The sequence below is a fragment of the Flavobacterium chryseum genome, from assembly GCF_004362015.1.
In the GTDB taxonomy this organism is placed as follows: Bacteria; Bacteroidota; Bacteroidia; order Flavobacteriales; family Flavobacteriaceae; genus Flavobacterium.
On record NZ_SNWW01000004.1, the window covers coordinates 180,836 to 200,768 of the forward strand.

Annotated in this window: 26 protein-coding genes; 21 read left to right on the forward strand and 5 right to left on the reverse strand. The window is 34.1% G+C overall.

The window, feature by feature from the left end:
• Position 1: 1 nt before the first annotated feature.
• The 5 genes from EV143_RS09620 to EV143_RS09640 form a co-directional block, all read right to left on the reverse strand.
• Entirely contained in the window at positions 2-805 is an 804-nt protein-coding gene (locus tag EV143_RS09620) for a DUF2490 domain-containing protein (protein WP_133507753.1), read from the reverse strand.
• Between the two features lie 45 nt (positions 806-850).
• Entirely contained in the window at positions 851-1,585 is a 735-nt protein-coding gene (gene rlmB, locus EV143_RS09625) for a 23S rRNA (guanosine(2251)-2'-O)-methyltransferase RlmB (protein ID WP_133507754.1), read from the reverse strand.
• Positions 1,586-1,669: 84 nt separating this feature from the next.
• The gene (locus EV143_RS09630) at positions 1,670-3,115 is read right to left on the reverse strand and encodes a SusD/RagB family nutrient-binding outer membrane lipoprotein (RefSeq protein ID WP_133507755.1); all 1,446 of its coding nucleotides are present in this window, start codon (positions 3,113-3,115) and stop codon (positions 1,670-1,672) included.
• A gap of 11 nt (positions 3,116-3,126) precedes the next feature.
• A complete protein-coding gene (locus EV143_RS09635; protein ID WP_133507756.1) occupies positions 3,127-6,369 on the reverse strand; it encodes a SusC/RagA family TonB-linked outer membrane protein in 3,243 nt (1,080 codons plus the stop codon).
• 84 nt (positions 6,370-6,453) lie between these two features.
• Positions 6,454-7,692 (reverse strand): ShlB/FhaC/HecB family hemolysin secretion/activation protein, encoded by a 1,239-nt coding sequence (locus tag EV143_RS09640; RefSeq protein ID WP_243739831.1) that lies wholly within the window; start codon positions 7,690-7,692, stop codon positions 6,454-6,456.
• A 648-nt stretch (positions 7,693-8,340) separates the two neighbouring features.
• On the opposite strand from EV143_RS09640, the gene rpsL reads away from it, so the two are divergent.
• From rpsL to rplR, 21 genes are all read left to right on the forward strand, one after another.
• Complete coding sequence (gene rpsL / locus EV143_RS09645) at positions 8,341-8,724, forward strand: 30S ribosomal protein S12 (protein WP_007136570.1); 384 nt, start codon at positions 8,341-8,343, stop codon at positions 8,722-8,724.
• Between the two features lie 119 nt (positions 8,725-8,843).
• Positions 8,844-9,320 carry a 30S ribosomal protein S7 gene (gene rpsG / locus EV143_RS09650; protein WP_007803600.1) on the forward strand — a complete coding sequence of 159 codons (477 nt, stop codon included), beginning with the start codon at positions 8,844-8,846 and terminating at the stop codon, positions 9,318-9,320.
• A gap of 10 nt (positions 9,321-9,330) precedes the next feature.
• The gene (gene fusA / locus EV143_RS09655; protein WP_133507758.1) at positions 9,331-11,487 is read left to right on the forward strand and encodes an elongation factor G; all 2,157 of its coding nucleotides are present in this window, start codon (positions 9,331-9,333) and stop codon (positions 11,485-11,487) included.
• 11 nt (positions 11,488-11,498) lie between these two features.
• A complete protein-coding gene (gene rpsJ, locus EV143_RS09660; RefSeq protein ID WP_007803605.1) occupies positions 11,499-11,804 on the forward strand; it encodes a 30S ribosomal protein S10 in 306 nt (101 codons plus the stop codon).
• 400 nt (positions 11,805-12,204) lie between these two features.
• Complete coding sequence (rplC, locus tag EV143_RS09665) at positions 12,205-12,822, forward strand: 50S ribosomal protein L3 (RefSeq protein WP_007803612.1); 618 nt, start codon at positions 12,205-12,207, stop codon at positions 12,820-12,822.
• Positions 12,822-13,451, forward strand: a complete 630-nt coding sequence (gene rplD, locus EV143_RS09670) for a 50S ribosomal protein L4 (protein ID WP_065450855.1) — start codon at positions 12,822-12,824, stop codon at positions 13,449-13,451. The genes rplC and rplD overlap by 1 nt, the downstream gene beginning before the upstream one ends.
• A gap of 7 nt (positions 13,452-13,458) precedes the next feature.
• A complete protein-coding gene (gene rplW, locus EV143_RS09675; RefSeq protein WP_007803621.1) occupies positions 13,459-13,749 on the forward strand; it encodes a 50S ribosomal protein L23 in 291 nt (96 codons plus the stop codon).
• Positions 13,750-13,758: 9 nt separating this feature from the next.
• Positions 13,759-14,583 carry a 50S ribosomal protein L2 gene (rplB, locus tag EV143_RS09680; RefSeq protein WP_059114053.1) on the forward strand — a complete coding sequence of 275 codons (825 nt, stop codon included), beginning with the start codon at positions 13,759-13,761 and terminating at the stop codon, positions 14,581-14,583.
• 6 nt (positions 14,584-14,589) lie between these two features.
• Positions 14,590-14,868: a 30S ribosomal protein S19 gene (rpsS, locus tag EV143_RS09685; protein ID WP_012022488.1), complete on the forward strand. Its 279-nt coding sequence runs from the start codon at positions 14,590-14,592 to the stop codon at positions 14,866-14,868.
• 6 nt (positions 14,869-14,874) lie between these two features.
• Entirely contained in the window at positions 14,875-15,288 is a 414-nt protein-coding gene (rplV, locus tag EV143_RS09690) for a 50S ribosomal protein L22 (RefSeq protein WP_007803631.1), read from the forward strand.
• 5 nt (positions 15,289-15,293) lie between these two features.
• Complete coding sequence (gene rpsC / locus EV143_RS09695; RefSeq protein WP_007803635.1) at positions 15,294-16,055, forward strand: 30S ribosomal protein S3; 762 nt, start codon at positions 15,294-15,296, stop codon at positions 16,053-16,055.
• A gap of 19 nt (positions 16,056-16,074) precedes the next feature.
• Complete coding sequence (rplP, locus tag EV143_RS09700) at positions 16,075-16,500, forward strand: 50S ribosomal protein L16 (RefSeq protein ID WP_007803637.1); 426 nt, start codon at positions 16,075-16,077, stop codon at positions 16,498-16,500.
• Positions 16,501-16,513: 13 nt separating this feature from the next.
• Complete coding sequence (gene rpmC / locus EV143_RS09705; protein WP_133507759.1) at positions 16,514-16,705, forward strand: 50S ribosomal protein L29; 192 nt, start codon at positions 16,514-16,516, stop codon at positions 16,703-16,705.
• 17 nt (positions 16,706-16,722) lie between these two features.
• On the forward strand, positions 16,723-16,983 hold the full coding sequence (rpsQ, locus tag EV143_RS09710; RefSeq protein WP_007803646.1) for a 30S ribosomal protein S17: 261 nt from the start codon (positions 16,723-16,725) through the stop codon (positions 16,981-16,983).
• Between the two features lie 2 nt (positions 16,984-16,985).
• Positions 16,986-17,354: a 50S ribosomal protein L14 gene (rplN, locus tag EV143_RS09715; protein WP_007803649.1), complete on the forward strand. Its 369-nt coding sequence runs from the start codon at positions 16,986-16,988 to the stop codon at positions 17,352-17,354.
• An 11-nt stretch (positions 17,355-17,365) separates the two neighbouring features.
• The gene (rplX, locus tag EV143_RS09720; RefSeq protein ID WP_007803650.1) at positions 17,366-17,680 is read left to right on the forward strand and encodes a 50S ribosomal protein L24; all 315 of its coding nucleotides are present in this window, start codon (positions 17,366-17,368) and stop codon (positions 17,678-17,680) included.
• A gap of 2 nt (positions 17,681-17,682) precedes the next feature.
• The gene (rplE, locus tag EV143_RS09725) at positions 17,683-18,234 is read left to right on the forward strand and encodes a 50S ribosomal protein L5 (protein ID WP_017495015.1); all 552 of its coding nucleotides are present in this window, start codon (positions 17,683-17,685) and stop codon (positions 18,232-18,234) included.
• A gap of 3 nt (positions 18,235-18,237) precedes the next feature.
• Positions 18,238-18,507 (forward strand): 30S ribosomal protein S14, encoded by a 270-nt coding sequence (gene rpsN / locus EV143_RS09730; protein ID WP_007803655.1) that lies wholly within the window; start codon positions 18,238-18,240, stop codon positions 18,505-18,507.
• A gap of 104 nt (positions 18,508-18,611) precedes the next feature.
• Positions 18,612-19,010 carry a 30S ribosomal protein S8 gene (gene rpsH, locus EV143_RS09735; RefSeq protein ID WP_017495014.1) on the forward strand — a complete coding sequence of 133 codons (399 nt, stop codon included), beginning with the start codon at positions 18,612-18,614 and terminating at the stop codon, positions 19,008-19,010.
• An 18-nt stretch (positions 19,011-19,028) separates the two neighbouring features.
• Positions 19,029-19,571, forward strand: coding sequence for a 50S ribosomal protein L6 (gene rplF, locus EV143_RS09740; RefSeq protein ID WP_056195281.1), 543 nt, complete (start codon positions 19,029-19,031; stop codon positions 19,569-19,571).
• 11 nt (positions 19,572-19,582) lie between these two features.
• The gene (gene rplR, locus EV143_RS09745) at positions 19,583-19,933 is read left to right on the forward strand and encodes a 50S ribosomal protein L18 (RefSeq protein WP_133507760.1); all 351 of its coding nucleotides are present in this window, start codon (positions 19,583-19,585) and stop codon (positions 19,931-19,933) included.

Here is a 19,933-nt window from a genome sequence, read left to right on the forward strand (position 1 = left end):
ACTAATCTTCATTTGCAGTCGAATCATTTTTGTGTAATAATTTTTTATTGATATTTTTAAAAAGATTATTAAACGTTAGCGTTAGAGTAGCAGCATTAGTAATTTGATTTCCACCATTTCTGGGAAGATATTCATTAGCATAAGTTAATTCTAGTTGAATGTTATCGGTAAATAAATAACCTCCTCCGATGTTAAATTTATTACGATCAAAAAAACTCTGGCCTGTAACTTTTGTTCCGGATTTAAAATACACTTCGTCAGAAGCAATACCATAAATTATACCTTTCCTGAGAACTTTGCTATTTATAGGTTGTAAGTATTTAATTTGCTGACGGTACCTAAAAACATTTTCAAAATCATCATCTCCATTTTTCATATGTCTTAGTTCTATTCTCATTCTAGTACTAAGAGTATATCCCGTTTTATGAAAATAGTAGATGCCTTGTAAAGCAAACCTCCATTCAGGAGATTTGAACTGACCTATTTCGGGAACATCTTTATTGCCGTAGTAGGCTAAAAAAGTAGACAGTTTCCAGCGAAGAGACAAATAATAATGTCCCCATCCTCTCAATGATCTCTGTATATTGTTTTGAAAAATATTTGAAGTTGATTCTGTGCTACTATATGAACTTCCTAAATCAAACTCAGTCGACCATTTATTATTTATTGTAGTATTGAATTGAACTTCATTCCAAAATTGGCCATACGTTTTAGTTTGCCCATAATTCACTCCTGCAGTAAAAATTAACGCAAGAATAAAAAAGCTTTTTTTAAATGACCTATTTTGAGCAAATTTGGAAGACATCAATTAAATATTTAATTTGTTGTTGTCTACAATTCGTAACAATATTTAACTTCTTTGACGAACAGCTTCATAAAGAAAAGCTCCACAAGCAACGGAAACATTTAATGATCCGATAGTTCCAAACATGGGTAGTTTAGCCTTTTCATCAACAATTTTTAATACCGATGGATTTATACCTCTGTCTTCAGATCCCATAATAATAGCTAATGGTTCATTTAGAGATAAATCATAAATATTTGATTCTGTTTTTTCAGTAGCAGCTACGGTTTTAATTCCAGATCCTTGTAGATAAAAGATAGCATCTTTAATATGTTCAACTTTACAAATAGGCACATTAAAAACCGCTCCGGCAGATGTTTTAACAGTGTCGCCATTTACGGGAGCTGAACCAGCTTTTTGAACAATAATCCCGTTTACACCAGTACATTCAGCAGTTCTGATAATAGCACCAAAATTTCTCGCATCAGAAATCTGATCTAATATTAAGAATAATGGTTTAGCACCAGATTCAATAGTTGATTCAACAAGATGTTCTAAGTCAATAAATCCAATAGGGGATATTGTTGCAACCGCACCTTGATGATTATTTGGAGTTAAGCGATTTAGTTTTTCTACAGGAACATAAGAGAAATTAATGTTAGCGCGTTTCATCACCTTCATTAGATCTTTCATTAATTCTCCAGAAATTTCTTTTTGGATGAATACTTTGTCTACCTCTTTTCCTGCCTGAATTGCTTCTATAATGGCTCTAATTCCAAATATTTGATGTTCTTTTTCCATGGTGCAAATATAGGTATAATGTTTATATAAAAAAAAACCACTCTGAGTGAACAGAGTGGTTTAATATATTTATTTGAGAATAAATTAGAATTTATCCCAGAAAATTTTTGTTGTCAATAAATCTCCACCGATAGCATCCGAAGCTGCTTTCCAGTTTGTATTATTTACTTGTTGCTCAAGAACAGGATAAGCCATTCTTACAGGAACTTTTCCACCAGCATTAGTAATGGCTGATGCAGGAGCTGTTAACACAGGGAAATCCAATCTTCTGTAGAAGTTCCATGAAGTCATACCTTGATTAAACAATGCTACCCAAGCTTGCTCTCCAATTGATTTTTTCCAATTAGTTAAATCAAATGGATTTGCTGCAAGATAAGTTGTCGCTTGCAAAGCTGTACCGCCCCATTCTAAAATTGATGCAGTAACTGCTGTGTTATAAGATGTTGCTGCTGCTGCGGTATTCCAACGTGCATTAGCTTCAGCTATATAAAAAGCAACTTCAGTGTAATTTAAAATCACCCCAGGAGTAGTAGCTGTATAAGCAAATGCTCCAATATGTGAAAATGAATTAAAAGCACCACCCTGTCCAATTACCTGTCCTACATAAGTTCCATCTGCTAATGGAGTGTAATATTTGCTTATTCTAGGATCACTCTTTGTATTCATAAAATCAACTAATGTTTTTCCTGCAATAAAATCATTTCTACCGCTTGCTCTCAAGTTTTCATACAAAGGGTTGTAATTTGGAGATGGAGCCAAATATTGAAATTGAGCATTGTCAGCAGGAGAAGCCATTACACCAGCTGCAATAGCAGCTTGTGCGGTAGTTTGTGCTAAAGCAGGATTTGCATCTGCAATTGCTATTCCTAACTTTAATTTTAGAGAATTAGCAAATACTTTCCATTTTGCGATATTTCCAGCATAGATTTTATCACCAGCGCTAAAAGTTGCATATCCAGTACCACTAACATCCAAATTTGCTATGTCAGCATTTATTCTTGCAATTAAGTCTTGATAGATAGTAGCTGCATCATCATATTTAGGTAAAGGATAAGCACTAAGATTTGCAGCTTGCGTATATGGTATATTACCAAATGTATCTACAAGCATCTGATAAGTATAAACTTCGGTAATATCAATAATTGCCAACTGGTTCTTTTTGTTAACATCCCATGTTGGAGCCTCAGCTGTAGTTGGAGTGTAAGCTAAAATTAAAGCTCTTGCTTTACCTAGGTTGTTTAAAACATTTACATAATTATCTACAAAAATTGTGTTCGAAACATTTCTATTTGTAAAGTCATAATTACTTTCATTTACATAGATTGTTTCTTGCCAATACTGCATCGTTAACCTAAAGTTGTTTTCATTTACGCTCGGTGTATTTACATAATCACTTAATTCTTTTTGAGCATAATTGATCAACGATCCCGGAACAGTAGTGTAAGCGGTATTTGGATCTGTGTTTATATCCTCACTAACACAAGCTGTCATCGACAGACCAATTGTTAGCATTGCTATGATTCTTTTCATTTTCATTTTTTTTAAAAATTAACTTTGACATTAAAAGAAATATTTCTTGTTGTCGGCATAGGTCCTGACTGGTATCCTTGAGTATTACCTGAAGATAATCCAGCTTCTGGGTCTGCATATGGTAAGCTCTTATCAATGATCCAAAGGTTATTACCAATTACACTAAATGAAGCTCCTTTTATAGAATTTCCTAATATAGATGAAGGAAGATTATAGGTTAATACAACCTCTCTTAGTTTTACAAATCCTGCATCATAAACGAACTGTGCAGCAGGAGGGTCAGTACTTAATACTTGACTAGACTGAGATCTGTCTAATCTTGTTGTATTAGTTACATATTGTGGTTGCCCATTTCCTGGTGTATATGCAGGATTAGCCATAACACCTTTTAAAAGTTCACCTCCACTATCTGCTCCTGTAGTTAAAGGATTTCTAATAGGGTTTCCTAAGTCGTTGTTTCCGACTGAATTAGCATATATACCTGTTCCGTATCCATAATATTGATCAAGTGAGAATACTTCTCCTCCTTTTTTCACATCAATTAAGAAGCTGAAAGAAAGATTTTTATAATTGAATCTATTGTTGATACCACCAATCCACTCAGCTTGGTACGAACCTAATTGATTATCCGTCGTTGTAGATACAACATAACCACCATTAGCACCGATAACTCTGTTTCCAGCATCATCTAACACATATGTAGTTCCCCAGATTGAACCATAGTCTTTGTTAAGAGGGGCGTTGATGCTAATACCTCCTTGAAGAGAGTTGATGTTTATGTTTTCAATCCCAGGAGCCAATTCTGTAACTTTAGTATTAGGGTTAGACCAGTTTACATTTAAATCCCAAGAAAAATTATTTGTTTTAATTGGTGTAAAGTTAAGTGTAACTTCAAATCCTTTTGTTGTTAAAGTACCAGCATTAAGAGTGTTGAATGAAGATCCAGTAGCGGTTGATACAGGTAATGCTAAAATTTGATCAAAAGCTTTGTTTTGGAACCAAGCAACATCAAATCCAATTCTGTTATTAGCAAATTGCATGTTAGCACCAAATTCAAGGTTGTCTAATTGCTGTGGTTTTAGGTTAGAATTTTTTGCAGTAGTGTTATAAGAGTAAGAAGGTGTTCCGAAAGGATTTCTTGCAGTATAACTGTTTGCTAATTGATTTGGATCTGTGTCAGAACCTACCTGAGCATATGCAGCTCTTAATTTACCAAAATTAATGAATTCTATATCTTTTAACCAATTTGAGAAAACAACACTTCCTGATATTGCAGAATACCAATATGCATTATTATCTACAGGTAAAGCAGATGACTCATCTCTTCTTACAGAACCTTCAAGATAGTAAGTTCCCTTGTAACCTAATGTTGCTTGTGCGAACAAACCAAGAACTTGTTTTTTTGTATCGATAATTCTTGGAAGTGAAGGTGCAGATACTGAGTTAGAAATTGTGTAAAGTCCTGGAATATATAATCCTCCAGAAGTTGACTGCTCAGTTGAAAATTTATTTTGTACGTTAAAGTTAGAACCAAGAACGAAATTAAGATTTAAATCTTCTGCTAAGTCTTTTTTGTAAGTTGCTAAGAAATCATAATTTTGCTCATTGTAATCATAAAGATTTAATGCATAACCAGATGGTTGATTTACAGTATTAAGTCCAAGTGCAGCTGGATATGAACCTGCGGCTAATCTGTCTTCAGTTGACATGTTAAAACCATCAGTACCAACTCTGGCCATTAAATTGATGCTTTTAGATACATCATAACTAATACTTGCATTTGCTGCAAATCTTTTTCTACTGTCAGTGTTATAACTTTGATATCTTTGGAAATATAAGTTATCCCAAAAAGCAGGTCTTAAATCATCTGGACCATTAATGTTCCATGTTGCATTTTGTTGTCCTAAGTTATAAAGCTCTTCTTGTTGCTTAATGTCAACGTTTGTTGGCCACCATTGTCTAAATCCAGCTATTTGGTTACCACTGTATCCAGTTGAATTTCTTCCTCTTGTGTTTTGAACTACATAAGTTGCATTAAATGTTGAACTTAATTTATCATTAAATTTATATGTTCCTGCAAAATTAAAGTTATTCTTGCTTAACAAAGAGTTTGGTAATATATCAGTACTGTTTGTATTAGCATAAGTTAATCTGTAAGTAGCTTTATCAGTTCCTCCACTTAAAGAGATATTATTTACAGTTGTTGTGCCAGTTTTGAAAAACTCAATAGGTCCATTTTTTGCAGCAACCCATGGAGATTTTTTACCATAGTTCGGTGAACCTGGTATAAATGAGTCATATGTCCAAACATCTTCACCTGTATATTTAGGTCCATAAGAGGCATCTTCACCAAATGCGGGTAAGTTCGCACCTTGGTAAGTTGTAAAGCTATCTTCACCATAATATCCTTGACCGTATTCAGTTTGATATTCTGGAAAAGTTTTTTTATCTACGTTAGACATGGTGTATGAAGAAGAAAATTCTACAGCCATTTCATTTTTTGCTTTTCCTTTTTTGGTTGTAATGATGATAGCACCATTTTGAGCTCTAGACCCGTAAAGAGCCGTTGCAGCAGCACCTTTTAATACGTTGATCTCTGCAATGTTATTTGGGTTAATATCTGATGCAGCATTTCCATAATCGTAACCGCCTCTACCACTTTTTTGATCGGCATCATTTACGTTATTATTCAAAATAGGCACACCATCTACTACAAATAAAGCCTGGTTGTCTCCTAAAAGTGATTTGAAACCTCTAAGAACTACGTTAGTAGATCCACCAAAGTTTGTACCATTAGTTACACTAAGACCAGCAACTTTTCCTGATAAGTTATTTACAAAGTTTCCTGTAGGAACTGTTGATACTTGTTCTGCTGATACTGATTGAGCAGAATAACCAAGAGATTTTTTCTCTCTTTTAATACCTAAAGCTGTTGTTACTACAACACCTTCAAGTTCTTGTGCATCTCCTGCCAATTTTACATTGATAGAAGATGAACTTGCAGCTATTTCTTGGGTTTTCATCCCAATGTAGCTAAATACCAAAATTTGGCTTGTTGATGCTTTGATAGAGAATTTACCATCAAAATCAGATTGTGTTCCAGATTTTGTTCCTTTTACTAATACACTTACACCTGGTAAAGGCATACCTGCATTGTCAGTAACAATTCCTGAAACAGCTCTTTCTTGCGCAAAAGTTAGTTGCGCCACTAGTACTAATAAAAGCACTAAGAATCCATTGAACTTTAGTTTCATTTTTAAATATTTTGAATTAGTATCGCAAAACTCTTAATAATTTGTTAACTATCCTAATAAATAAAAATCTTTTTTTGGTAAATACTAAAATTTAACATTATAACATATGTTTATGATAGTGTTATATAATTGTAACTCGTTAATTTTTTCTCCACCATTTGTTAGTGTAATTTTTAATAAGCCATTTGTAGTCTGAATCCCAGTCCCAATCCCAATTCCTGTTAATTTTTTAATTCTATTTTGGTTTAGATTGCTTGTTAAGTCTTGATATAAGCCGTAATCTACAATAGAATTAACATATAAGCTTTTTGCGACAAGATATCTGTATTCTGTAAGAATTAGAGAGCTTAAATTTGCTTGTAAACTATTTTCTAAAAACCCCCGAATTGAATTCATTCCCCCAAATCTAAATAATTCGTTAGAAATATAGTTTTTACTGTTAAGATAAAAATTTTGTGAATTTATGTTAATGAAATTCTTGTTATTTAGCTTAAAGTTATAGGATAAATTTATATTGGTGTAAAATTGTTTGCTAGATTCTGCTGTTTCAGGGTGGTTGCTGGTATTTCTTTTTCCGTATCCGAATACAAAGTTTAATGATGCTTTTTTTGGAAATAGATTTTCAGTATTGTCGTTTTTTTTATATTCAAAAGAAGAAGTGAGGTAGGAGTTTTTAAAATCACTAATTGTTGAACTATTTGTATTTTGAATATCGCTTGATTCCGTAGATTGATACCCCAGATAAATTCGAGAATTGTAATTAACAAAATACCCCAAGTCTATTGCAGTTTTAGTATTCTGAAAAGTGCTGTCTTGTTTGAATATATTTAATTGAGCCTTTATTCCGAGTGGTGAATTAAAGATATATGGAATTTCTAATTTTGTATTAAAAGTTTTTTGTTGATTTCCGTCACTTTTCCAATACAAAGAAAATTGCTCTCCGGCATGAAGAGTGTTTTGCAATGTTACATCGAGATATCCGTTAAGAATTAATTTTTTATCTTCATCATTAGAAAATCCAATATAACCATCAAATGTGTTTGCTTTTCTTTTTTGAATATATGCATAAATTTTGGTTGAATCTTTTGTGAATAATATTTCAGGGTATTTTGTTTGACTTATGAATTCAAAATTATTTATTTCATTGTAAAATTCTTTAACTGTTTCTTGGTTAAAAGTTTTGTTAATGTATTTTTTATTGAGTTGTTTTAAATGTCCTTTGGGAAAAACATTTTTATTATTGTTGTCTGTATAATTTAGAATAATGGAATTAAGATTCCTTTTTTTTTCAGATTTAAAATTTAAGTCGGCATATATTATCAAATTCTTTCTTCGAATATTTTCCAGTTTTATTTTGGTAAGTGCATAACCCTCATTTTCTGCATTATTTATTTTTTCATTAAGGTAGTTTTCTAATTGATTATAGGGTATTATTATGGTGTCTTTTTTTGTTTTTTCTACTTCAGAAAAAAGATTATTTATACCTATATATATATGTATCTCTTTTATTGGCTTTTTTAGTTCTATGATTGAAGTATATGTGCTGTCATTTATTCTGTTGGTTTCTAGTGTTTTATTGTCTAAATAACCTTTTTTAGAAAGTTTTTCTGATGTAATTTTGAGCTCGTCAAAAAGTGATTTAATATTCGAATGTTTCGAAGAATAGTTTAAGGAATCTATAATTTGATTTTCAATTTTGTTTGTTCCGCTTATTTTTAAATGAAAATTTTGAGTATAACCAGGAATACTTATGAAAATAAAATAAAATATGTATAATAGCGGTTTCAAGGGCAATTGTTTCATTTATTAAAAGTATTGCAAATATCTATTGTTTGTTTGTAAAATCATAAGGTTAAATAATGTTATTGAAAATTAATGGATTAACGTTTGTATAGTGAAAAATATTTTATACATTTGCAACCCCGTAAAAAGCGGGAATTTAATATACATAATAAATTTTTAGTATTAATTATGCCAACAATTCAACAATTAGTAAGAACAGGAAGAACTCAGATCACTAAGAAGAGTAAATCGGTTGCTTTAGATTCTTGTCCTCAAAGAAGAGGGGTTTGTACGCGTGTTTACACTACTACACCAAAAAAACCAAACTCTGCAATGCGTAAAGTTGCGCGTGTACGTTTGACAAATGGTAATGAGGTGAATGCTTACATCCCTGGAGAAGGACACAATCTACAAGAGCACTCGATAGTATTAGTGCGAGGTGGAAGGGTAAAAGATTTACCAGGTGTTAGATATCATATCGTTCGTGGAGCGCTTGACACGTCAGGAGTTGCAGGAAGAACGCAAAGAAGATCTAAGTACGGTGCTAAACGCCCAAAAGAAGCAAAAAAGTAATTTAAAACGTTAAGAGTTGAAGGTTAGGAGTTAAGGGTTGGAAATTGATAACGAAAGTTGTGAATCTATAACACATAACATTTAACGGATAACCTATAACTTTTTATTAAAAAAAAGACATGAGAAAAAGAGCGGCAAAGAAAAGACCACTTTTACCAGATCCGAGGTTTAACGACCAATTGGTAACACGTTTTGTGAACAACTTAATGTGGGATGGTAAGAAATCTACAGCTTTCAAAGTATTTTATGATGCAATTGACATCATTGAGTCTAAAAAGCAAGATTCAGAAAAATCTTCATTAGAAATTTGGAAAGATGCTTTAACAAACGTTATGCCTCACGTAGAAGTACGTAGTCGTAGAGTTGGTGGAGCTACATTTCAAATTCCAATGCAAATTAGACCAGACAGAAAAATTTCTATGGCAATGAAGTGGTTAATACTTTATTCTAGAAGAAGAAATGAAAAATCTATGGCACAACGTTTAGCGTCAGAATGTTTAGCTGCTGCTAAAGAAGAAGGTGCTGCAGTTAAGAAAAGAATGGATACTCACAAGATGGCAGAAGCTAATAAAGCTTTCTCTCACTTTAGATTTTAATTCGTAAGAAATGGCTAGAGATTTAAAATATACAAGAAATATCGGAATTGCTGCTCACATTGATGCTGGTAAAACAACAACAACTGAGCGTATCCTTTTTTATACTGGAAAGTCACACAAAATTGGTGAAGTACACGATGGTGCTGCAACAATGGACTGGATGGCTCAAGAGCAAGAAAGAGGTATTACAATTACTTCGGCTGCAACTACTTGTGAGTGGAATTTTCCAACTGAGCAAGGTAAAATTTTGCCTGAATCTTTGCCATACCACTTTAATATTATTGATACTCCTGGACACGTTGACTTTACTGTAGAGGTAAACCGTTCTTTACGTGTACTTGATGGTTTAGTTTTCTTATTTAGTGCTGTTGATGGTGTTGAGCCTCAATCAGAAACTAACTGGAGACTTGCAGATCAGTATAGAGTTCCACGTATGGGATTCGTAAACAAAATGGACCGTCAAGGATCTAACTTTTTGGCAGTTTGTCAACAAGTTCGTGATATGTTAAAATCTAATGCTGTTGCGATCACTTTGCCAATTGGTGAAGAAAATGATTTCAAAGGTGTTGTAGATTTAGTAAAAAACCAAGCTATCATCTGGCATGATGCAACTCAAGGGGCAACTTTTGATATTGTGCCAATTCCAGAGGATATGTTAGCTGAAGTTAAAGAATACAGATCTATTCTTATTGAAGCAGTTGCTGATTACGATGAAAATCTTTTAGAGAAATTCATGGAAGATGAAAACTCTATTACAGAGGAAGAAATCAACAAAGCTTTAAGAGCTGCTACTATGGATATGGCTATCATCCCGATGATTGCTGGTTCTTCTTTCAAAAACAAAGGAGTTCAATTCATGTTAGATGCAGTTTGTAAATATTTGCCTTCTCCAATGGATAAGGAAGGTATCGAAGGAATTCATCCTGATGATGCTGAATTATTAGAAGAAGATCAAACTAAAATCTTGCGTAAGCCAGACGTAAAAGAGCCTTTCGCTGCTTTAGCATTTAAAATTGCTACTGACCCATTCGTAGGTCGTCTAGCTTTCTTCCGTGCTTACTCTGGACGTTTAGATGCTGGTTCTTATGTTTTGAACACGCGTTCAGGAAATAAAGAAAGAATTTCTCGTATCTACCAAATGCATGCAAACAAACAAAATCCAATCGAATATATTGAGGCTGGAGATATTGGAGCTGCTGTTGGATTTAAAGATATCAAAACTGGAGATACATTGTGTGATGAAAAACACCCAATTATTCTTGAGTCTATGAAATTCCCTGCGCCGGTAATTGGTATTGCAATTGAACCTAAAACAAAAGCTGACGTTGATAAGATGGGTATGGCTTTGGCTAAGTTAGCTGAAGAAGATCCAACATTTACTGTTAGAACAGATGAGGCTTCAGGGCAAACTATTATCTCAGGTATGGGTGAGCTTCACTTAGATATCTTAGTAGATCGTATGAAACGTGAATTTAAAGTTGAAGTAAACCAAGGTGAGCCTCAAGTTGAATATAAAGAAGCGTTTACAAGAACTGCTACACATAGAGAAACTTATAAGAAACAATCAGGAGGTCGTGGTAAATTCGGTGATATCGTATTTACACTTGAGCCAGCTGACGAAGTTGACGGTAAAGTTCCTGTAGGATTACAGTTTATTAATGCGGTTAAAGGTGGTAACGTTCCTAAGGAATACATTCCATCTGTAGAAAAAGGTTTCCGTGAAGCTATGAAAACTGGTCCTTTGGCTGGTTATCAAGTGGATAGTTTAAAAGTAACTTTGACAGATGGATCTTTCCACCCTGTCGATTCTGATGCACTTTCTTTTGAATTAGCAGCTAGAATGGGTTATAGAGAAGTAGCTAAAGCTGCTGGAGCAATTATTCTTGAGCCAATCATGAAAATGGAAGTTATTACACCAGAAGAAAACATGGGAGATATCGTAGGTGATATTAACCGTCGTAGAGGTCAGGTGAATGACATGGGTGACAGAAATGGTGCTAAAACTATTAAAGCTGATGTGCCTTTATCAGAAATGTTTGGATATGTAACAACATTAAGAACATTATCTTCTGGTAGAGCTACTTCAACAATGGAGTTTTCACATTATGCAGAAACACCTTCTAATATTTCAGAAGCTGTAATTAAAAAAGCAAAAGGTAACGCTTAATTCTTAAGAAAATGAGTCAAAAAATCAGAATAAAACTAAAATCTTACGATCACATGTTGGTAGACAAGTCTGCTGAAAAGATCGTAAAAACAGTAAAAACTACTGGAGCAGTTGTAACAGGTCCAATTCCGTTACCAACTCACAAAAAACTTTTCACTGTATTACGTTCTCCGCACGTTAATAAAAAAGCGAGAGAGCAATTTGAAGTAATGTCATACAAGAGATTGATTGATATTTATTCATCTTCATCTAAAACTATTGATGCTTTAATGAAGCTTGAATTGCCAAGTGGAGTAGAAGTAGAAATAAAAGTATAATTATTTTTATATTTTATATAAAAAAGCGAAACAGAAATGTTTCGCTTTTTTTGTTTAGCAGATTTTTTTTGAGGTGATAATTTTAGATGGTGTTTCTGTAAATTAATAATTGTTTATTAGCAAAATCTCTTTTGTTTAGGGTGATGCCGATGTTTTTCTTGTGGATGATTATGTAAATGTTAAGAATAATGTTCTCCTAAGTTAAAGTCTGGAATTTGGTTTTTCAAATAAATAAAGTTTTAGTGCCGGCAGGTTTGATTGTTTGATTTTGATTATGAGCGATTTAATTTTTATAACTGTTTGGTATATTCGATTTTAATCTCTACTTTTGCACTCCCTGTTTGGAAATTTTTGTTATTTTCAAATTGAAGGGAATTTTAGTAATTAATAATTAATATTTATGTCTGGGTTAATTGGTAAAAAAATCGGCATGACTAGCATTTTTGATGAAAACGGGAAAAATATTCCTTGTACAGTAATCGAAGCTGGACCATGCGTTGTTACCCAAGTCAGAACCAAAGGTGTTGACGGGTACGAAGCGTTGCAACTTGGTTTCGATGACAAAAACGAGAAACATTCCACTAAAGCGGCTTTAGGTCACTTTAAAAAAGCTGGAACTGTTGCTAAGAAAAAAGTCGTTGAATTTCAAGATTTTGCAACTGAACAAAAATTAGGAGATCTTATTGATGTTTCTATTTTTGCTGAAGGAGAATTTGTAGATGTACAAGGTGTATCTAAAGGTAAAGGTTTTCAAGGGGTTGTTAAACGTCACGGATTTGGTGGTGTTGGACAAGCAACTCACGGTCAACACAACCGTTTAAGAGCGCCAGGTTCTGTAGGAGCTTCTTCTTATCCATCTAGAGTATTCAAAGGAATGCGTATGGCTGGAAGAATGGGAGGAGACAATGTAAAAGTTCAAAACCTTAGAGTTTTAAAAGTAGTTGCTGAAAAGAACCTACTTGTTATTAAAGGATGCGTTCCTGGACATAAAAACTCTTATGTAATCATTCAGAAGTAATGGAAGTAAAAGTATTAGATTTCAACGGAAAAGATACTGGAAGAAAAGTTCAACTTTCTGATTCAGTATTCGCAATTGAACCAAACAATCACGCTGTATACCTTGATGTAAAGCAATATCTTGCTAATCAAAGACAAGGAACTCACAAAGCTAAAGAAAGAGCTGAAGTGACAGGAAGTACACGTAAGATTAAAAAACAAAAAGGAACAGGTACTGCTCGTGCGGGAAGTATCAAGAATCCATTGTTTAAAGGTGGTGGAACAATTTTCGGACCAAGACCAAGAAGTTATTCATTTAAATTGAATAAAAGCTTGAAAAGATTGGCTAGAAAATCAGCTTTCTCAATTAAAGCAAAAGAGTCGAATATCATCGTTCTTGAAGACTTTAATTTTGAAGCGCCAAACACTAAAAATTTCATTAACGTTTTGAAAGCTTTAGGGTTAGAAAATAAAAAATCTCTATTTGTGTTGGGAGAGTCAAATAAAAATGTATATTTGTCGTCACGCAATTTAAAGGCTTCTAATGTCGTAACTAGCTCAGAATTAAGCACTTACGCTATTTTAAACACTAATAATTTAGTGCTTTTAGAAGGTTCTTTGGAGTTAATCGAAGAAAATTTAAGCAAATAATAGGAGTATGAGTATCATAATTAGACCTATAGTAACAGAAAAAGTAACCAAAGAAAGTGAAGTTTTAAACCGCTTCGGATTCGTTGTTGACAAAAAAGCAAACAAAGTTCAAATTAAGAAAGCTATCGAAGCTGCTTATGGAGTAACTATCGTTTCAGTTAATACGATGAACGTAAGACCGGACAGAACTACAAAATACACTAAAAGTGGTTTAATCAGTGGAAAGACAAACGCAATTAAAAAAGCGATTGTTCAAGTACAAGAAGGAGAAACAATTGATTTTTACAACAATATCTAAGATAGAAAAATGTCAGTAAGAAAATTAAAACCTATTACCCCAGGTCAGCGATTTAGAGTTGTGAATGGTTATGACGCCATTACAACTGATAAGCCGGAACGCTCTTTGATAGCGCCGATAAAAAACTCTGGAGGTAGAAATAGTCAAGGAAAGATGACCATGCGTTATACGGGTGGTGGTCACAAGCAGAGATATCGTATTATTGATTTCAAACGTACAAAAGAAGGAATTCCAGCTACAGTGAAATCAATCGAATACGATCCAAATCGTACTGCATTTATCGCTTTATTAGCTTACGCTGATGGAGAGAAAACTTATGTTATTGCTCAAAACGGATTGAAAGTTGGTCAGAAATTAGTTTCTGGTCCGGAATCTCAACCTGAAATTGGTAATACATTGCCTTTAAGCAGAATTCCTTTAGGAACTGTTATCTCTTGTATTGAGTTACGTCCAGGTCAAGGTGCGGTAATCGCTCGTTCGGCTGGTACATTTGCTCAATTAATGGCAAGAGATGGAAAATATGCTACAATTAAAATGCCATCTGGTGAAACAAGATTAATCTTGTTAACTTGTTCGGCTACGATTGGAGCTGTTTCTAATTCAGATCACCAATTAGTTGTATCAGGAAAAGCTGGTAGAACAAGATGGTTAGGAAGAAGACCTAGAACAAGACCTGTTGCAATGAACCCTGTTGATCACCCAATGGGTGGTGGAGAAGGACGTTCTTCTGGTGGACATCCACGTTCAAGAAATGGAATACCAGCAAAAGGTTATAGAACTCGTTCTAAGAAAAACCCGAGTAACAAGTATATCGTAGAACGTAGAAAGAAATAATAAGATATGGCACGTTCATTAAAAAAAGGACCTTTCGTTCATTATAAGTTAGACAAGAAAGTTCAGGAAAACGTAGAAAGTGGTAAAAATAGCGTAGTAAAGACTTGGTCTAGAGCTTCTATGATTACTCCAGATTTCGTTGGACAAACAATCGCAGTTCATAACGGTCGTCAATTTGTACCAGTTTACGTAACAGAAAACATGGTAGGTCACAAATTAGGAGAATTTTCACCAACTAGATCTTTTAGAGGTCATGCTGGAGCAAAAAATAAAGGTAAAAAATAAGAAGCAATGGGAGTTCGTAAAAGAGAAACAGCAGATGCGAGAAAAGAGGCTAATAAGTCTATTGCTTTCGCAAAATTGAATAACTGCCCTACTTCACCTAGAAAAATGCGCTTAGTAGCGGACTTGGTAAGAGGTCAGAAGGTAGAAAGAGCACTTAACATCTTAAGATTCAGTTCTAAAGAAGCTTCAAGAAAATTAGAGAAACTATTATTATCTGCAATCAACAACTGGGAGCAAAAAAATAGTGAAGGTAATTTAGAAGAAGCTGGGTTATTTGTTAAAGAGATCAGAGTAGATGGTGGAATGATGTTGAAAAGACTTCGTCCAGCTCCACAAGGTCGTGCACACAGAATAAGAAAACGTTCTAATCACGTAACAATCGTGCTTGGAGCTATCAATAACACACAAAGCAATTCTTAAGCAGCATGGGACAAAAGACAAATCCAATTGGAAATAGACTTGGTATCATCAGAGGGTGGGACTCAAACTGGTATGGTGGAAATGATTACGGTGATAAACTTGCCGAAGATCACAAAATCAGAAAGTACATCCACGCTCGTTTATCAAAAGCTAGTGTATCTAAAGTAATCATCGAGAGAACTTTGAAACTTGTAACCGTTACTATCACTACTGCCAGACCTGGTATCATTATCGGAAAAGGTGGACAAGAGGTAGACAAGTTAAAAGAAGAACTTAAGAAAGTTACTGACAAAGAGGTTCAAATCAACATCTTTGAAATCAAAAGACCTGAATTAGATGCTTATCTTGTGGCGACAAGCATCGCTCGTCAAATCGAAAGCCGTATTTCTTACAGACGTGCAATCAAAATGGCTATTGCTGCTTCTATGCGTATGAACGCTGAAGGTATCAAAGTTTTGATTTCTGGTCGTTTGAATGGTGCAGAGATGGCGCGTTCAGAAGGTTTCAAAGAAGGTAGAATTCCTCTATCAACTTTCAGAGCTGACATTGATTATGCTTTGGCTGAAGCTCATACTACTTATGGTAGAATGGGTATCAAAGTATGGATCATGAAAGGTGAAGTTTATGGAAAGAGAGATCTTTCTCCACTTGCAGGAATGGATAAAAAACAATCTGGAACTGGTGGTGGTAAAGGTGGCGATTCTCCGAGAGGAGATAGAAAACCTTTTAATAAAGGTGGAAAACCAGACGCTCGTAAACGAAAGTAAATTTTTAAACTAAAGAAAAATGTTACAGCCTAAAAGAACAAAATACCGTAAGGTACAAAAAGGTAAAATGAAAGGTAACTCTCAAAGAGGGCATGAACTTTCTAATGGAATGTTTGGTATTAAATCTGTACATGAAGATGGAATGTTCTTAACATCTCGTCAAATCGAAGCTGCGCGTATTGCTGCAACTCGTTTTATGAAGAGAGAAGGACAATTATGGATCAAAATATTTCCAGACAAACCAATTACTAAGAAGCCTCTTGAGGTACGTATGGGTAAAGGTAAAGGTGCCGTTGAATATTGGGCTGCCGTTGTTAAACCCGGAAGAATTATGTTTGAAGTTGGAGGAGTTCCTTTATCAGTTGCAAAAGAGGCGTTACGTCTTGCAGCTCAAAAGCTTCCAGTAAAAACTAAGTTCGTCGTTGCTAGAGATTTCGAAGCATAATTTATATTATATTATGAAACAATCAGAAATAAAAGATCTTTCTGCAGCGGAGTTGCAAGAAAAACTTAGTCAAACTAAGAAGATATATGCTGACCTAAAAATGGCCCACGCTATTTCTCCAATTGAGAATCCACTTCAAATTAGAGGTGTAAGAAGAACAGTTGCAAGATTGGCTACAGAGCTAACTAAAAGAGAGTTACAATAATTGTATTCTGCTGAAAGATGGAAGAAAAAAGAAATTTAAGAAAAGAAAGAATAGGTGTTGTTACTTCAAATAAAATGGATAAATCTATTGTTATTGCTGAAGTAAGAAAAGTAAAACACCCATTATACGGTAAGTTCGTGTTGAAAACAAAGAAATACGTTGCACACGACGAAACAAACGACTGTAACATTGGAGATACTGTAAGAATTAGCGAAACGCGTCCTTTAAGTAAAACAAAATGTTGGAGATTAGTTGAAATCTTAGAAAGAGCTAAATAATTATGGTACAACAGGAATCAAGACTAAAAGTAGCAGATAATACGGGAGCAAAAGAAGTTTTAACTATCCGTGTTTTAGGAGGTACCAAAAGAAGGTATGCCTCTGTTGGTGACAAGATTGTAGTATCTATTAAAGATGCAACTCCTAACGGTAACGTTAAAAAAGGAGCTGTTTCAACTGCAGTTGTTGTACGTACCAAAAAAGAAGTGAGAAGAGCTGATGGTTCTTATATCCGTTTCGATGATAATGCATGTGTTCTTTTGAACGCTGCAGGGGAAATGAGAGGAACACGTGTTTTTGGTCCGGTAGCAAGAGAACTTCGTGAAAAACAATTCATGAAAATTGTATCATTAGCACCAGAAGTGCTTTAATTCGTTTTAAGATGATAAAGCTAAAAATAAAATCAGGAGATATCGTAAGAGTTATTGCTGGAGACCATAAAGGTGCTGAAGGTAAAGTTCTACGTGTTTACCGTGAGAAAAATAAAGCGATAGTTGAAGGTGTAAACATGGTTTCGAAACATACAAAACCAAGTGCTAAAAACCCTCAAGGTGGTATCGTTAAGAAAGAAGCTTCTATACAAATATCTAACATCTCACTAATTGATCCTAAAACTAAGGAAACAACTAGAGTTGGTATTAGAGTAGAAGGAGATAAGAAAGTAAGATTTTCAAAAAAATCTAATCAAGTACTATAGTAATGGCATATACACCTAGACTAAAAGAAGAATATAAGAGTAGAGTAATCTCTGCTCTTAAAGAGGAATTCGGATATACAAACGTAATGCAAGTTCCAAAACTTGAAAAAATCGTTTTGAGCCGTGGAGTTGGTGCAGCTGTATCTGATAAAAAACTTATTGACTATGCGGTTGATGAGTTAACAAAGATCACTGGACAAAAAGCAGTATCTACAATTTCAAAGAAAGACGTTGCGTCTTTTAAATTGAGAAAAGGGATGCCTATTGGAGCAAAAGTTACTTTACGTGGTGAAAGAATGTATGAGTTTTTAGATAGACTTATTACTTCTGCTTTACCACGCGTTAGAGATTTTAGTGGTATCAAAGCTACTGGTTTCGACGGAAGAGGTAATTACAACCTTGGAGTTTTAGAGCAAATCATTTTCCCAGAAATTGATATTGACAAAGTAAACAAAATTTCAGGAATGGATATTACATTTGTTACTACTGCAAAAACAGACAAGGAAGCAAAGTCATTATTGGCTGAATTAGGATTACCTTTTAAAAAGAATTAAGACATGGCTAAAGAATCAATGAAAGCCCGTGAGGTGAAAAGAGAGAAAACGGTAGCTAAGTATGCTGAGAAAAGAAAAGCTTTGAAAGAAGCTGGAGATTTTGAAGGATTACAAAAATTACCTAAAAATGCTTCACCAGTTCGTTTGCACAATCGTTGTAAATTAACAGGTAGACCAAGAGGTTATATTCGTCAATTTGGTATTTCACGTGTAACTTTCCGTGAGATGGCTAACAACGGATTAATTCCTGGAGTTAAAAAAGCATCTTGGTAATCTCGCAATAAGTTACTACTTTTGCAAACCAAAAAATAATTTTAATTGATTAAAGGTTCGGGAGATGAGTATCTCCCGAAAACCATAATCGCAATCAAATACATATGTATACAGATCCTATTGCAGATTATTTGACTAGAGTTCGTAACGCTGTGGCTGCAAACCACAAAGTTGTTGAAATTCCAGCTTCTAATCTAAAAAAAGAAATAACTAAGATCTTATTTGATCAAGGTTATATCTTGAGTTACAAATTTGAAGACAACTCTGTTCAGGGTTCAATCAAAATTGCTTTAAAGTATGATAAAGATACTAAAGAGCCTGTAATTAAAGATATCCAAAGAATTAGTAAACCTGGTTTACGTAAATACGCAGGTGCTGCCAAATTACCAAGAATCCTTAACGGATTAGGAATTGCTATTGTTTCAACTTCAAAAGGTCTTATGACTGGAAAACAAGCGAAACAATTAAATGTAGGTGGTGAAGTAATTTGTTACGTATACTAATTTTAAAGACTAAATAAGATGTCAAGAATAGGTAAAAGCCCAATTGTAATCGCTGCTGGAGTAACTGTAGAAGTTAAAGATGGTATCGTTACGGTAAAAGGAAAAAAAGGTCAACTAACTCAGGAGTTTTCGGACATCACTGTTAAAGTTGAAGGCGATCAAGTTCTATTAGAAAGATCGTCTGATCATAAAGACCAAAGAGCAAAACACGGATTATACAGATCATTAATCAATAACATGATAATTGGTGTATCTGAAGGTTTTACAAAAGAACTTGAATTAGTTGGAGTTGGTTATAGAGCTTCAAACCAAGGTCAAAAATTAGATTTAGCTCTTGGATATTCTCACAATATTGTTTTAGAAGTTGCTCCAGAAGTAGTTTTAGAAACAATATCTGAAAAAGGTAAAAACCCTATCGTTAAATTAACATCATTTGACAAACAACTTTTAGGTCAGGTTGCTGCGAAAATCAGAGGTTTCCGTAAGCCTGAGCCGTATAAAGGAAAAGGTGTTAAATTTGTGGGTGAAGTATTAAGAAGAAAAGCAGGTAAATCAGCTTAAAAAATAAGATTATGTCATTAACAAAATCTGATAGAAGACAGAGAATTAGATTCAGAATTAGAAAATCGATTAGTGGTACTACTGCTAACCCAAGACTATCTGTATTTAGAAGTAACAAAGAAATTTACGCTCAACTTATTGATGATGTAAATGGAGTTACTATTTTAGCTGCATCTTCAAGAGAAAAAGAAATAGGAAAAGGTACTAACGTTGAAATCGCTGCTGCTGTTGGAAAATTAGTTGCAGAGAAAGCGTTAAAAGCCGGGATTGATACCATCACTTTTGATAGAGGTGGATATTTGTATCACGGTCGTATTAAATCATTAGCAGAAGGCGCAAGAGCGGCTGGACTTAAATTCTAA